The organism is Rhizobium sp. BK591 (genome assembly GCF_014195045.1).
GTDB lineage: Bacteria > Pseudomonadota > Alphaproteobacteria > Rhizobiales > Rhizobiaceae > Rhizobium > Rhizobium anhuiense.
On sequence record NZ_JACIAZ010000002.1, the window covers coordinates 224,657 to 237,912 of the forward strand.

Here is a 13,256-nt window from a genome sequence, read left to right on the forward strand (position 1 = left end):
CTTGCGCATATCGCCGCTTTCGCTTGTCTGATGGCGGAAGGAATTTCAGCGACGGAGAAGCGAGGCCCTGTGGAGCGAATTACCGGCAAAACTTTTAGAAACGTGGGCGGAAATAATAAGCACGGAACAGCGGCCGCACCTTGTTACGCCGGGAAAGGGTTTCTCCACGCATCTAGTTGTTCAAGCCGTTCGTACCACGCCTGAATATGCGTAAACTCGGAAAGTGGAATCTCAGCAGAAGTCGCATAAGGAAGTGCAGCGGCCAATGCGAAATCTGCGACAGTCAGCGTCTTCCCGACCGCGACGCTGTTAGTAGCCAAATGGTCGTCGAGCACGCGAGCATGTAGTCGGAAGCTCGTCTTCGCATCTTCGATCACGGCGACGTCAGGCTCCCCGCCGAACAAAGGTTTGATCAAGTATTCAAACCACAAGGCTGCCGCGTGCCGGGTGAAATGACTCGCGTCCCAGCTCAGCCACCGGAGGACGTCGATCTGCCTGTGGTCATGCGGCCAGAAATCCGAGCCAACTCTGTCAGACAATCGGCACATGATGGCATTCGCTTCCCACAAGGTTCCGGCATCATCCTGCAGCACAGGGACTTTCCCGTTCGGGTTGAGAGCTAGGAATTCCGTCGTACGCTGCTCTCCGCTGGCTAGGTCAATCCTTATGAACTCCACCTCGGCTTTAAGAAAACGGGCAGCGGCGCAGGCCTTCCGAGGATTGAGCGTCTCGCAATAGTAAAGCTTCATCGCCGCCTTACTCATGATCCGGCCTTTCGGACGTAGCCCCCAGAAAAACGCCCAGTCGCTCGAAGCTTTGCGACCAACCACCTTCATGACCCTTAAGTGATGATGCGTCTTCAAATCCACTTTGCCGAAACGTCATTTCCGTTCCTCCGTCGCTTTCCTTTAACGTGATGGTGACGACTGTTTCCGGGCTTTTTTCGCCGGTTCCGATCTCCCAGGCATGTGTGAAGACAAGCCTGTGCGGAGGGTTGACCTCAAGGTATTTTCCGCTAACCCAGTGCTCCTCTCCATCTGGCGCTATCAGACAGGCGCGGTGTCTACCGCCGGGCCAGACTTCAAGCTGGTCGCCCACCGCCTTGAAGCCGTGAGGACCGCTCCATTGCGCTAGCGCTTTGGGGTCGGTCCATGCTCTGAAAACGAGATCGCATGGGGCATCGAACCTTCGTACAAAAACCAGATCGCGGGCGTTGTCAGTATCAGTCTCCGGATTTGTCATCTTCGTATCCTTGTACCTTGGACAAATAGCCATCGAGACGATCAAAGCTCTGATCCCAGAAGCGTCTGTAATCGCCAATCCAATCAGAGATTTTCTTCAATGCGTCCGGCTCAAGTTCGCGGGGACGCGAAGTCGCTTCACGGCCGGAGCGGATCAAACCGGCCTGTTCCAGGACCTTGAGATGCTTTGAAATGGCAGGCTGAGACAGCTCGAAGGGATCTGCGAGTTCGGCCACGGTCGCCTTGCCGTGAGCAAGCCGCCCCAGAATTGCTCTCCTTGTTGGATCTGAAAGTGCGGAGAAAATCGCATCGAGGCTGCTTTTCATATATCACCACATGGCTATATAACCGAATGGATATATTACTTATCGCGATGTGTCAAAGGCAATCTTCCGGTAGGTTGGCAACAGAGAATCATGCGTTGGCAACAGAGCGGGAAGTCCCGCGTCTGTCGTGCCGGAGTAGGAGGCGACTACGGGATCTCTTTTTGCCGCTCTGCTGATGAAGTGTTTCCGGTTGCAGAGGCACACCGCGCTCGCTGATGCCGCCGCGGAGCAGTTTGAGTTTGCTGAGGAGGCAGAAGACCGGGAAGGGCGTCTGGTAAAAGCATGTCGGCGGCCTTGGTGGCTTCAGCATGGCGGGTAATGAGGCCGGCGACCGTTTCCCTGCCAGCTGGTGCCCATGCTTATGCTGGCGACGCCGAGGCTAAAGCGCCCCTTAAGAAATATTCTCCTTTCCATTATGCGGCCTCCAAAACGAGCTTCGGCATGCGAGCGAAGAACACGGAACGGTTCTTGCACAGTTACTAATATGTTTACTGTGGGGAGACCTAATGTCATGAAGTGGTGCACATCCGCAGAGTTTGCCCCTCTGATGTTCGTTGTGAGTGGGTCGGAAAAATACAAGCTTGTCGCAACCCTTTTCCAGGCTGCCGAGATGCTGACGGTTGGCTGGCCGATCGACGACGGAGAAGAGTACCTTATCGCGATTAGCGCGTGCCGACATGCAATTCATGGGGAAATTCCGGCGCAGGACGCGCGAGCAGCGCTTATCCGTGCCGCCGACGAAGCTGGCATTCCGGTGATCACCGTTCACTGAGTTTCGCAGCCGACGGTGAAATGAGTTCGGCGCGGCGTCCTCTAGGAAGGGCGCAATGCTGATCATGAGCTGGTTCGATGATCCGCATTTCGGAACGCATAATCTTGATCTGCTTGGCTTTGGCGATCCGGGCACCGGGCCGGCCAAAGCGCGGGGCGAATATTTTCCGTCGGCTTCTGTCGATTTTCGCATCAGCCGATCGTCCTTGTAATGATGTGCTGCGACCCGGTCGTGGCTTCAGCACGTCCTTTGCGCGTCTGAGGCGCGCGGCAACAGAAGGAGGATATCGTCATGGATAATCGGCATCTGGTACCCGCCGCAGTGCTTGCGGCCAAGAACGGCGCCCGCTTCCCGAATGAGAGCGAGGCCTATCGCAGCGCCCGCGATGCGCTGCTGGCCGAAGAGATCGAATTGCGCCGTCATATCGAGCGCGTGGCAAGACAGCGCCGGGCGCTGCCGCCGGGCGGCGAGGTGACAAAAGAATACCGCTTCGAAGGCAGCGATGGGCCGATCTCCTTTGCCGAGTTCTTCGCCGACAAGGATACGCTGATCGTCTACAGCTACATGTTCGGCCCACAACGCGAGCGCCCATGCCCAATGTGCACCTCGCTGCTGTCGGCCTGGGACGGCGAGGTACCTGACATCCAGCAGCGCGCCGCCCTTGCGATCGTCGCCCGCTCGCCGATCGAAAGGCTGCTCGCCTTCAAGAAGGAACGCGGCTGGCACCACCTGCCGCTCTACTCCGACATGACGGACGATTACAGCCGCGACTATCGCGCGATCGGCAGCGACGGCAGCGATGGCGCCGCCTTCAACGTCTTCACGCGGCGCGACGGCACCATCCGCCATTTCTGGAGCGAGGAGATGGGCGAAGCGACGGCCGATCCCGGCGAGGATCCGCGCGGCGCACCTGATCTGATGCCGCTCTGGACCGTGCTCGATGCGACGCCCGAAGGCCGGGCGCCGGACTGGTATCCGAAACTGTCCTATTAAGATCGGCCGCGTCGTCCGTCAGCCGGTGGAGCGGTTTCTGGAGGTCTCGACCCATTCGATGTTGGTGACCGCGGCATCCGGCAGCGGCGGCGGATCGATGTCGTATACATAGCCGCTGAGCATATCGGCGGCGCGTTCGGTCGCCTTGATCTTCGCCTCGGTTTCCGCGACCGCTTTGGCGATGGCTTCGATGCGGGCACGGAACATGTGGGCAAGCACATCGCGACCGGACTGCTTTTCGAGCCGTTCCAGATGCAGGCCGATGCGCGAGGCGTGGCGCTCCAATTCGCTCTTGCTGAAACGGGCCTTGCGCAGTTCTTCGGAAAGGCTTTCCTGCATGACAGCGACGGGATCGAAACTTCCCGGCGCGCGCTCGTCGAGCACGGCGTCGGTGACGAGCTTCTCGATCATCACGAGCGCCTGCAGCTCGGCGGCATCGGCGAATTCAACGTCGTAACCGGTATCGTCGTAGACCTTGCGCCGGACCGGATCGAGAAGCAGCCCATAGGCTTTCTGCAAATTGGCAAAGGCGTCCGAATCACCGCCCGAATCGGGGTGGGCAACTTTCGCCAGACGCCGGTAGGCGGCCTTCAGCTGCGCCTCGTCCGCATCGCGTTCAACGCCGAGAATATCGTATGGATCCGTCACGCCTGCTCCCTTGCTCCCCGCATGTTGCGGGCAGTCTAGGTCTTCTTCTGCATCAGAAGGGCAAAGTTTAGACCGAAAGCAGGAATGACGTCCATGGCCCGAGATCAGGATAGTCGATGCGCATGCTTAGCCAAATTATCGATTGTTCAATCTTTTCAAATCGTTATTTGAAAGTCAGCCTGTGGTGATCGATGCGAGATAACATTTGGCTTTACCATCGACCTCAAGCGCGATCGCGGCCGCATCCTCAATCAGCAGCGCATCGCCGGCCGCAAGCGCGCCGGTCTCGCCGCCCCGCCGGAAGGAGAGCGCGCCACCATGGCAGAGGAACAGGCATGTCGAGGGCGGCAGCGGCAGGGTGCTGCTGCCATCGACGTCGATCCGGACCAGCCTGTGGGCGAGCCCGTCGCGGCGCGTCATGATGTTGAGATCGGTGATCGCACCGTCCTGGAGCCTGGCCGCGACGGGGATATCCGCCGGGAAGGCCAGGGGATCGCTTGCCGTCGTCAGCAGCACCGGCGTGCTGCCTTCGATATCGAGCACCATGCCGTTGCCATCGAGGATCGCCAGCGTGCGGTCGATGCCGGGAAAAATCGAAAACGGGCCGTCGGTTGCGACGGTCGCCATACTGACGCGCCAGTCAAAACCGGCAAGACCGGCATTCTCAGGCGAAACGGCGATTTCCACCGTTTCGCCGCCGCCGTTCTTCCAGGGCATGCGTTTACAATCACCGGCGCGCAGGATTCTCACCGGGTTCAGTTCCCGAGAATGCCGGGCAGGCGCAGGCCCTTTTCCCGGGCGCAGTCGAGGGCGATCTCGTAGCCGGCATCGGCATGGCGCATGACTCCGGTCGCCGGATCGTTCCAGAGCACGCGTTCGAGACGCTTTGCCGCATCATCCGTGCCATCCGCGCAGATGACGACGCCGGAGTGCTGCGAGAAGCCCATGCCGACGCCGCCGCCGTGATGTAGCGATACCCAGGTGGCGCCCGACGCGGTGTTGAGCAGGGCGTTCAAAAGCGGCCAGTCGGAGACGGCGTCGGAGCCGTCCTTCATGGCTTCGGTTTCGCGGTTCGGCGAGGCGACGGAGCCGGAATCGAGGTGGTCGCGGCCGATGACGATCGGAGCGGAAAGCTCGCCGTTCTTGACCATTTCATTGAAGGCCAAAGCGAGGCGATGACGGTCGCCGAGTCCGACCCAGCAGATGCGCGCTGGCAGACCCTGAAAGGCGATGCGTTCCCTGGCCATGTCGAGCCAGTTGTGCAGGTGGGTATTCCCGGGCGTCAGCTCCCTTACCTTGGCATCTGTCTTGTAGATATCTTCCGGGTCGCCTGACAGGGCTGCCCAGCGGAAGGGACCGATGCCGCGGCAAAATAGCGGTCTTATATAGGCCGGCACGAAGCCCGGGAAGGCGAAGGCGTTTTCCAAGCCTTCTTCCTTGGCGACCTGGCGGATGTTGTTGCCGTAGTCGAGCGTGGGAATACCGGCGTTCCAGAAGGCGATCATCGCTTCGACATGCTCGCGCATCGAGGCGCGCGCTGCCTTTTCGACAGCCTTCGGATCGCTTTCGCGCTTGGCCTTCCATTCCGCCATCGTCCAGCCCTTCGGCAGGTAGCCGTTGATCGGGTCGTGCGCCGAGGTCTGGTCGGTGACGATATCAGGGCGAATGCCGCGGCGGACCATTTCCGGCAGGATTTCGGCGGCGTTGCCGAGCAGGCCGACGGATTTGGCTTCGCCCGCCTTGGTCCAGCGGTCGATCATCGCAAGCGCTTCGTCGAGCGTCTCGGCCTTGGCGTCGACATAGCGGGTGCGCAGGCGGAAATCGATCGAATCCGGATTGCATTCGACGGCAAGGCAGCAGGCGCCGGCCATGACGGCGGCGAGCGGCTGGGCGCCGCCCATGCCGCCGAGGCCGCCGGTCAGGATCCATTTGCCCTTGAGATTGCCGCCGTAATGCTGGCGGCCGGCCTCGACGAAGGTTTCGTAGGTGCCCTGGACGATGCCCTGCGTGCCGATATAGATCCACGAGCCGGCCGTCATCTGGCCGTACATGGCAAGGCCCTTCTTATCCAGCTCGTTGAAATGATCCCAGGTCGCCCAATGCGGCACCAGGTTGGAGTTGGCGATCAGCACGCGCGGCGCATCCTTGTGGGTGCGGAAGACGCCGACCGGCTTTCCGGATTGCACGATCAGGGTTTCTTCTTCCGTCAGCGTCTTCAGCGTCGCGACGATCCGGTCGAAATCCTCCCAGGTGCGGGCGGCGCGGCCGATGCCGCCATAGACGACGAGTTCGTTCGGATTTTCGGCGACGTCGGGATCGAGATTGTTCATCAGCATGCGCAGCGGCGCTTCGGTCATCCAGCTCTTGGCATTGAGATCGTTGCCGCGGGGCGCGCGGATTTCACGGATATTGTGGCGTGGATTGGTCATGGCGGTTCCCCTGTTCTCAGGTTTCGGGCGTCAGCGTTTCAGGCCTGGTGCGATCTGTTCGAGGCGCACCAGAATGTCTTTGAGATGCACGCGAAGCCTGTCCGCCTTGGTGGCGTCATAGGCAAAGGGCGGTGCCTCGGTCTGGAGATGCGTCGATTGCGCAAGCTCCATCTGGATCGCGTGCACACCGGTTTCCGGCTTTCCGTAATGGCGTGTCGTCCAGCCGCCCTTGAAGCGGCCGTTGAGCGCGCGGTCGTACCCCTCGGCGGCTTCGACGACGGTGAGCGTCGCCTGTTCGATGGCGCTGTCGCAGGTCTTGCCCATATCGGTCCCGATATTGAAATCCGGCAGCTTTCCTTCGAACAGGAAAGGAATGTGGGACCGGATCGAGTGGCAATCGTAAAGGATCGCGACGCCATGGATCGCTCTCACGCGCTCGATCTCGGCGGCAAGGGCTGCATGATAGGGCGCATGAAAATCCCGCAGCCGCGCCGCAATATCGGCCTGGTCAGGTCCCTGTCCATCCTTCCAGATCGCCTTGCCGTCAAAATCCGTTTCGGGAATGAGGCCGGTGGTGTTCTGGCCGGGATAGAGGCTGACGCCCGCCGGATCTCGGTTGGCATCGATGACGTAGCGGTGGAATGTGGCGCGCACGACCGTGACGTCGTCGAGCAGCCCGTCATAGAGGTGGTGGATGTGCCAGTCGGTATCGGCGAGAATCCTGCCATTGTCGTTGAGACGGTCGGCGATCTCAGCCGGCACTGACGTGCCGGTGTGGGGGAAGCCGAGGATGACGGGCGAGGTGCCCTGACGGATTTCGTATGGTGTGGTCATGGACAAAGTGCTCCGGTGTCTCGGGCGATACCCAAATGCACATACATCACGATCAACCCTCCAATACCGGCAATATGCCTGTTGAAACCGAGGCGTTCAGCGCGCCCGTCGCCACCAGTTCGGCAGCGGCGGCGAGGTCGTTTGCCATGTAGCGGTCGGTATCGAGGGTCGGGACCTCGCTGCGGATGGCGGCGATCGCCTTGCTCAGTTCCGGGCTTGTCGACAGCGGCGCGCGCAGTTCGACGCCTTGGGCGGCGGTCAGCGCCTCGATGCCGATGATGGCGAACAGGTTCTCCGTCATCCCAAGCAGGCGGCGGGCGCCGTGGCAGGCCATGGAGACATGGTCTTCCTGATTGGCCGAGGTCGGCGTCGAATCGACTGAGGCCGGGTGCGACATCTGCTTGTTCTCAGACATCAGCGCCGCCGAGGTGACCTCGGCGATCATCAGGCCGGAGTTCAAGCCCGGCTTCTTGGCGAGGAAGGCCGGCAGGCCGTAGGAGAGGGTGGGATCGACCAGCAGCGCGATGCGGCGCTGCGAAATCGCGCCGATCTCGCAGACGGCGAGCGCAATCTGGTCGGCGGCGAAGGCGACGGGTTCGGCGTGGAAGTTGCCGCCGGAGACAACGGAATTGTCCGACAGCACCAGCGGATTGTCGGTGACCGCGTTGGCCTCGATTTCGAGCGTGCGGGCGACCGAGCGCAGCAGATCGAGGCAGGCGCCGTCGACCTGTGGCTGGCAGCGGATGCAATAGGGATCCTGCACGCGCTCGTCGCCCTCGATATGGCTCTGGCGAATGATGGAGTTTTCGAGCAGGGCGCGAAGGGCGGAGGCCGTATCGATCTGGCCCTTGTGGCCACGCAAAGTATGAATATCCGGATGGAAGGGTGCCGAAGAGCCCATGGCGGCATCGGTGGACATGGCGCCGGTGATCAAGGCCGATTGTGCGGCGCGATGGGCGCGGAACAGGCCGGCCAGCGCCAGCGCCGTCGAGGTCTGTGTGCCGTTGATGAGCGCCAGGCCTTCCTTGGCGGCGAGCACCACCGGTTTCAGCCCGGCCCTTTCGAGGGCTTGCGCGCCCGGGAGGCGTTCGCCGGCGAAGAAGGCTTCGGCCTCGCCCATCATCACCGCCGCCATATGGGCCAGCGGCGCAAGATCGCCGGAGGCGCCGACCGAGCCTTTTTCCGGGATCAGCGGGATGACGCCTTTTTCCAGCATGCCTTCGATCAGCCGTACCAGCTCCAGCCGCACGCCGGAGGCGCCGCGGCCAAGCGAGACCAGCTTCAGCGCCATGATCAGCCGGACGATATTGTCGGGCAGCGGCGCGCCGACGCCGCAGCAGTGGGACAGGATGAGATTGCGCTGCAGCGTCGCGACATCGGCGCTGTCGATCTTGATCGAGGCAAGTTTGCCGAAGCCGGTATTGATGCCGTAGACCGGGGCATTGCCGGCGGCGATCTCGGCGATGCGGGCGGCGGCCTTGGCGATGCCGGCATCGAAGGCGGGATCGAGCCTTGCCGGCTCGCCGGTCCAATAGATGATTTCCAAATCCTTGAGCGAGACGGAGCCTGGATGGAGCGTGATGGTCATCGACCGTTCCTTTCGCCCTTGAAGATACGCGCGTGAAGCGGGTTGAAGCCGATGCGGTAGACGAGTTCGGCGAGGCTTTCGATATTCCAGACGGCGAGATCGGCGGACTTGCCGGGCTCGATCGTTCCTGTCTTGTCGAGCAGGCCGAGCGCACGGGCGCCTTCGCGGGTGGCGCCGGCGATGCATTCCTCGACGGTCAGGCCGAACAGCGTCGCCGACATGTTCATGGTGAGTAGCATCGAGGTGAGCGGCGAGGTGCCGGGATTGCAGTCGGTGGCGATCGCGATCGGCACGCCTGCCCGCCGCAATGCTTCGACCGGCGGCTTCTGCTTCTCATGGATGGCGTAGAAGGCGCCGGGCAGCAGCACGGCGACGGTGCCGGCTGCGGCCATCGCCGCAACGCCGTCTTCGTCGAGATATTCGAGGTGATCGGCCGAAAGTGCGCCGTAGGATGCAGCGAGCTTGGCGCCGCCGAGATTGGAGAGCTGCTCGGCATGCAGCTTGACCGGCAGGCCAAGCGCTTTGGCCTTGTCGAAGACGCGGGCGATCTCCGTCGTGGAAAAAGCGATGCCCTCGCAGAAGCCGTCGACGGCATCGGCGAGACCGAGATTGAACATATCGTCGAGACCGGGCAGGACGACATCATCGAGATAATCGCCGTTGCGGCCTTTATATTCCACCGGCGTCGCATGGGCGCCGAGATAGCTGGTGGCGACGCGCACCGGTCTGATATGGCCGAGCAGGCGGGCGCTCTGCAGCATCTTCACTTCGCCGGTTCGGTTCAGCCCGTAACCGGACTTGACCTCGATCGTCGTCACGCCTTCGGCAAGCAGTGTGTCGAGTCGCGGCAGGGCCTCGGCGACGAGCTCCTCGACCGACAGCGCATTGGTCGCCTTCACCGAGGAGACGATGCCGCCGCCGGCGCGCGCGACTTCTTCATAGGTGGCGCCTGCAAGGCGCATTTCGAATTCGCGGGCGCGGTTGCCGCCGTGGACGATATGGGTGTGGCAGTCGACGAGGCCGGGCGTCACCCAGCGGCCTTCGAGATCGACGATCTCGGAATGTTCGATGGCCGATGCGGGCAGATCGCTTTCGGCACCGGCAAAGGTGATACGGCCATTCTCGATCAGCACGGCGCCCTTTTCGACGATGCCGAGGCCTTCTTTACCAGGCGCAAGCGTGGCGAGCCGCGCATTGCGCCAAAGCGCCGGCCTGACGTCGGCGGATGAGGCTTCCTCTGAAAAATTGTTCCCGGTCATCAGCTTTGCGCCTTTCCTTATGTCAAAACATGTATATACATAATCAACAGGTGACAAGTGAAATTTTGCGCGCTTTTCTGGAAAAGAAAGATCGGCGGCGCGGCAAGAGGAGAGGGAAGGCGATGACCACGCTTCACGCAGACACGGCGCTGACGCCGGAAGGCTGGCAGAAGAATGTACGGTTGACGCTCGAGGCCGGGCGCATCGCGCGGGTCGAAATCGGCGTTTCTCCCGAGCCGGGCGATGAACGCCACACGCTGCTCGTTCCCGCCATGGCGAACCTGCACAGCCATGCTTTCCAGCGGGCGATGGCCGGCCTTGCGGAAGTGCGCGGCCCGGCCAACGACAGCTTCTGGAGCTGGCGCACTGTTATGTACAAGTTTGCCCTGGCGATGACGCCCGAGCATGTCGAGGCCGTCGCGGCCAAGCTTTATGCGGAAATGCTGGAAGCCGGCTTTTCCCGCGTCGGCGAGTTCCACTATCTCCACCATGACAGGGATGGCAGCGCTTACGCCAATATCGCCGAGCTTGCCGAACGCATCGGCGCTGCCAGCGCAGAGACCGGCATCGGCCTGACATTGCTGCCGGTCTTCTACGCCCATTCCGGCTTTGGCGGCGCTGCGCCGATCGACGGCCAGCGGCGTTTCATCAATTCGCTCGAAAGCTTCGAAAGACTGATGGAGGGATGCCGGGCAGTGACCGGCCGGCTCGATGACGCCGAACTCGGGCTGGCGCCGCACAGCCTGCGCGCCGCGACACCCGAGGAACTCACGAGGCTCGTGCCGATGGCCGGCGACGGTCCCATTCATATCCATGTCGCCGAACAGGTGAAAGAGGTCGAGGATTGCATCGCCTGGTCCGGCGCGCGGCCGGTGGAATGGCTGCTCGATCATGCGTCCGTGGATGAACGCTGGTGCCTGATCCATGCAACGCACATGACCGAGGACGAAACGCGGCGGATGGCGAAAAGCGGCGCAATCGCCGGCCTCTGCCCGATCACCGAAGCCAATCTCGGCGACGGCGCCTTTGCCGCGCCACTCTTCCTCGAAGAGGGCGGGCGTTACGGCATCGGCTCGGATTCCAACGTGCTGATCTCCGTGCCGGAGGAACTGCGCCAGCTCGAATATTCGCAGCGCCTGGCGCTTCGCGCCCGCAATGTCGTCGCAACCCCCGGCGGTTCGACGGCGCTTTCGCTGTTCACGCATGCACTTGCCGGCGGCGGTGCCGCGCTGAAAGCGCCGGCAGGTCTCGCCGAGGGCCATCATGCCGATATCGTTTCGCTCGATATTTCAGCCGTTCCCTATCTCGCGGGTGATCAGATCCTCGACCACTGGCTGTTTGCCCGCGGCGTTTCCGTCGATTGCGTCTGGGCGCGCGGCCGCAAGCAGGTGGAGGGCGGTCGCCACCGTGAACGCGACGCTATCGACCGGCGGTTCCTGGCCGCAATGGGCGAATTGCTTGCCGCCTGAAAAAGAGCTTTTCCCATCCCGATATTCGAATTAGAGCAATTCCAGCAAAAGTGCGTAGCGGTTTGCGTCCGGAATTGCGCTAAAACAAAGAGATAGCGGGGAGCCAACCGGAGCGTGGTAATGGACCAAAGCAGGGATCCCACCTTGCATCAGCGCATCCTGAGCGACATCGAGGGCCATATCGTCTCAGGCGAATGGCCGCCGGGGCACCGTATTCCCTTCGAGGTCGATCTCGCCACACAGTATGACTGTTCGCGCATGACGGTGAACAAGGTTCTGACCCAGCTTGCCAAGGCCGGCCTCATCGAGCGGCGCAAGAAGTCCGGCAGCTTCGTCACCCAGCCGCAGGCGCAATCGGCCGTTCTCGAAATCCACGATATCAAGGCCGAGGTTCAGTCGCTGAACCTGCCCTACTCCTATGCGGTATCGAAGAAGACGAGCCGCAAGGCCAAGGCGGACGACAGCCGCCGGCTGGAACTGCCTGTGGCGTCCTCGGTCGTCGAGGTCGTCTGCATCCACAATGCCGGCGCGCGGCCCTTTTGCCTGGAGGAGCGACTGATCAGCCTTGCGACGGTGCCGGAGGCGGCCAATGCCGATTTCCTGGCGATGGCGCCGGGTCCCTGGCTGCTCAACCAGGTGCCCTGGAGTACGGCCGAACACCGGATCCATGCCGTCTCCGCCAATGCCGAAGTGGCCGCAGCGCTCGATATAGCACGCAACACCGCCTGTCTCGTGGTCGAACGCCGCACCTGGAGCGGCGCCGGGCCGGTGACGCATGTGCGCTTCACCTATCCGGGCGATCGTCACGCGCTGGTGGCACGGTTCACGCCGGCGTCACAATAACGGCCATGTTCCATATACAACATGGCCGATGCTTTCATTCCTCGAACATCTTGCCGCTGCGCGCTTCCAGCCGGTAGCGGTGACCGGGATAGACGAGGCGGGCGGTCGATACCACCTGTTTTGCCGACCATGTGCGCCGGCGGATCGTCAGGCAGGGTTCGCTCTTCATGATGGTCAGCAACTTGCATTCCCAGGCCTGCGGCATCGCCGCCTCGACGACATGCTCTGAACCGCTGAGCGGGGCTGCGGCCGTCAGATAGGCGTTCGGCGTCAGCGTCGAAAAATCCTGGTCGAGATATTCCGGGGCCGCCTCCGGATGAACGAAGCGGTCCTCGATCTGCACCGGAACGCCGTTTTCGCTGTGGACGATCAGCGAGTGGAAAACCGCAGCGCCAATCGGCAGTTCCAGCGCGTCGGCAACCTCGGGAGAGGCTGTTTCCTGGGCGAGAACGACGACGGAGGCTTCGTGGACATGACCGCGTTCGGCGATTTCCTCGGCGATGTTGCGGACCTCGAACAGCGCCGAATAACCCTTGCGCTCGGCGACGAAGGAGCCGACGCCTTGGATGCGGACGAGTTCGCCCTCATTGGCAAGTTCGCGCAGCGCCCGGTTGGCGGTCATTTTGCTGACGCCCAGCTCGACGACCAGCTCGTTTTCCGACGGCACGCGGTATTTCGGCGGCCACTCGCCGCTGTGGATGCGGTCGAGGATCACCTGCTTGACGCCGGCATAGAGCGGCGTGCTGTCATTTTCCGCCAGTTCGCGCTTCATCTCGCCGGAACGCTTCATTGCCTATTCCTTTTGCACGAAGGGAATTCGCCGCATAAAGCGACTTTCCTCTTGCATATCACAA

General features: G+C 62.0%; 15 protein-coding genes. 5 read left to right on the plus strand and 10 right to left on the minus strand.

All coding sequences use genetic code 11. From position 1 onward, the window contains the following. Nucleotides 1-143: 143 nt before the first annotated feature. Genes FHX10_RS08155 through FHX10_RS08165 form a run of 3 tightly spaced genes read right to left on the minus strand, consistent with a single transcriptional unit; the run spans nucleotide 144 to nucleotide 1,567 of the window. Nucleotides 144-764 (minus strand): glutathione S-transferase family protein, encoded by a 621-nt coding sequence (locus FHX10_RS08155; RefSeq protein WP_097595639.1) that lies wholly within the window; start codon nucleotides 762-764, stop codon nucleotides 144-146. Next, the gene (locus FHX10_RS08160; RefSeq protein WP_080759865.1) at nucleotides 757-1,242 is read right to left on the minus strand and encodes an SRPBCC domain-containing protein; all 486 of its coding nucleotides are present in this window, start codon (nucleotides 1,240-1,242) and stop codon (nucleotides 757-759) included. Before FHX10_RS08160 ends, FHX10_RS08155 begins: the two co-directional genes overlap by 8 nt. Then, nucleotides 1,223-1,567, minus strand: a complete 345-nt coding sequence (locus tag FHX10_RS08165; RefSeq protein WP_028756051.1) for an ArsR/SmtB family transcription factor — start codon at nucleotides 1,565-1,567, stop codon at nucleotides 1,223-1,225. The genes FHX10_RS08160 and FHX10_RS08165 overlap by 20 nt, the downstream gene beginning before the upstream one ends. A 511-nt stretch (nucleotides 1,568-2,078) precedes the next feature. Between FHX10_RS08165 and FHX10_RS08170 the strand changes: the two genes are divergently transcribed. From FHX10_RS08170 to FHX10_RS08180, 3 genes are all read left to right on the plus strand, one after another. Further along, the gene (locus tag FHX10_RS08170) at nucleotides 2,079-2,339 is read left to right on the plus strand and encodes a DUF982 domain-containing protein (RefSeq protein WP_028757206.1); all 261 of its coding nucleotides are present in this window, start codon (nucleotides 2,079-2,081) and stop codon (nucleotides 2,337-2,339) included. A gap of 55 nt (nucleotides 2,340-2,394) precedes the next feature. Next, nucleotides 2,395-2,550 carry a hypothetical protein gene (locus tag FHX10_RS08175; RefSeq protein ID WP_184389244.1) on the plus strand — a complete coding sequence of 52 codons (156 nt, stop codon included), beginning with the start codon at nucleotides 2,395-2,397 and terminating at the stop codon, nucleotides 2,548-2,550. Nucleotides 2,551-2,630: 80 nt separating this feature from the next. Beyond that, nucleotides 2,631-3,332: a DUF899 family protein gene (locus FHX10_RS08180; protein ID WP_097595640.1), complete on the plus strand. Its 702-nt coding sequence runs from the start codon at nucleotides 2,631-2,633 to the stop codon at nucleotides 3,330-3,332. Between the two features lie 18 nt (nucleotides 3,333-3,350). On the opposite strand, the gene FHX10_RS08185 is transcribed toward FHX10_RS08180, so the two are convergent. From FHX10_RS08185 to hutI, 6 genes are all read right to left on the minus strand, one after another. Further along, nucleotides 3,351-3,980, minus strand: coding sequence for a J domain-containing protein (locus FHX10_RS08185; protein WP_028756049.1), 630 nt, complete (start codon nucleotides 3,978-3,980; stop codon nucleotides 3,351-3,353). Between the two features lie 174 nt (nucleotides 3,981-4,154). Continuing rightward, nucleotides 4,155-4,730: a HutD family protein gene (locus tag FHX10_RS08190; protein ID WP_097595641.1), complete on the minus strand. Its 576-nt coding sequence runs from the start codon at nucleotides 4,728-4,730 to the stop codon at nucleotides 4,155-4,157. Nucleotides 4,731-4,735: 5 nt separating this feature from the next. Then, complete coding sequence (gene hutU / locus FHX10_RS08195) at nucleotides 4,736-6,409, minus strand: urocanate hydratase (RefSeq protein ID WP_047612722.1); 1,674 nt, start codon at nucleotides 6,407-6,409, stop codon at nucleotides 4,736-4,738. A gap of 30 nt (nucleotides 6,410-6,439) precedes the next feature. Continuing rightward, on the minus strand, nucleotides 6,440-7,243 hold the full coding sequence (hutG, locus tag FHX10_RS08200) for an N-formylglutamate deformylase (protein ID WP_097595642.1): 804 nt from the start codon (nucleotides 7,241-7,243) through the stop codon (nucleotides 6,440-6,442). 52 nt (nucleotides 7,244-7,295) lie between these two features. Next, nucleotides 7,296-8,831 carry a histidine ammonia-lyase gene (gene hutH, locus FHX10_RS08205; RefSeq protein WP_063475975.1) on the minus strand — a complete coding sequence of 512 codons (1,536 nt, stop codon included), beginning with the start codon at nucleotides 8,829-8,831 and terminating at the stop codon, nucleotides 7,296-7,298. Continuing rightward, nucleotides 8,828-10,090, minus strand: a complete 1,263-nt coding sequence (hutI, locus tag FHX10_RS08210) for an imidazolonepropionase (protein ID WP_028759154.1) — start codon at nucleotides 10,088-10,090, stop codon at nucleotides 8,828-8,830. Before hutI ends, hutH begins: the two co-directional genes overlap by 4 nt. Nucleotides 10,091-10,212: 122 nt before the next feature. Between hutI and FHX10_RS08215 the strand changes: the two genes are divergently transcribed. Then, entirely contained in the window at nucleotides 10,213-11,559 is a 1,347-nt protein-coding gene (locus FHX10_RS08215) for a formimidoylglutamate deiminase (protein WP_184389247.1), read from the plus strand. 120 nt (nucleotides 11,560-11,679) lie between these two features. Then, nucleotides 11,680-12,402, plus strand: coding sequence for a histidine utilization repressor (gene hutC, locus FHX10_RS08220; RefSeq protein ID WP_028756042.1), 723 nt, complete (start codon nucleotides 11,680-11,682; stop codon nucleotides 12,400-12,402). Between the two features lie 34 nt (nucleotides 12,403-12,436). Here hutC (FHX10_RS08220) and hutC (FHX10_RS08225) read toward each other — a convergent pair whose 3' ends face one another. Beyond that, entirely contained in the window at nucleotides 12,437-13,192 is a 756-nt protein-coding gene (gene hutC, locus FHX10_RS08225) for a histidine utilization repressor (protein WP_028757215.1), read from the minus strand. Between the last annotated feature and the right edge of the window lie 64 nt (nucleotides 13,193-13,256).

Coding starts and splice junctions, on each gene's coding strand:
- FHX10_RS08155 (WP_097595639.1), bottom strand. CDS start 764: ATGAGTAAGGCGGCGATGAAGCTTTACTATTGCGAGACGCTCAATCCT.
- FHX10_RS08160 (WP_080759865.1), bottom strand. CDS start 1,242: ATGACAAATCCGGAGACTGATACTGACAACGCCCGCGATCTGGTTTTT.
- FHX10_RS08165 (WP_028756051.1), bottom strand. CDS start 1,567: ATGAAAAGCAGCCTCGATGCGATTTTCTCCGCACTTTCAGATCCAACA.
- FHX10_RS08170 (WP_028757206.1), top strand. CDS start 2,079: ATGAAGTGGTGCACATCCGCAGAGTTTGCCCCTCTGATGTTCGTTGTG.
- FHX10_RS08175 (WP_184389244.1), top strand. CDS start 2,395: ATGCTGATCATGAGCTGGTTCGATGATCCGCATTTCGGAACGCATAAT.
- FHX10_RS08180 (WP_097595640.1), top strand. CDS start 2,631: ATGGATAATCGGCATCTGGTACCCGCCGCAGTGCTTGCGGCCAAGAAC.
- hutU (WP_047612722.1), bottom strand. CDS start 6,409: ATGACCAATCCACGCCACAATATCCGTGAAATCCGCGCGCCCCGCGGC.
- hutG (WP_097595642.1), bottom strand. CDS start 7,243: ATGACCACACCATACGAAATCCGTCAGGGCACCTCGCCCGTCATCCTC.
- hutH (WP_063475975.1), bottom strand. CDS start 8,831: ATGACCATCACGCTCCATCCAGGCTCCGTCTCGCTCAAGGATTTGGAA.
- hutI (WP_028759154.1), bottom strand. CDS start 10,090: ATGACCGGGAACAATTTTTCAGAGGAAGCCTCATCCGCCGACGTCAGG.
- FHX10_RS08215 (WP_184389247.1), top strand. CDS start 10,213: ATGACCACGCTTCACGCAGACACGGCGCTGACGCCGGAAGGCTGGCAG.
- hutC (WP_028756042.1), top strand. CDS start 11,680: ATGGACCAAAGCAGGGATCCCACCTTGCATCAGCGCATCCTGAGCGAC.
- hutC (WP_028757215.1), bottom strand. CDS start 13,192: ATGAAGCGTTCCGGCGAGATGAAGCGCGAACTGGCGGAAAATGACAGC.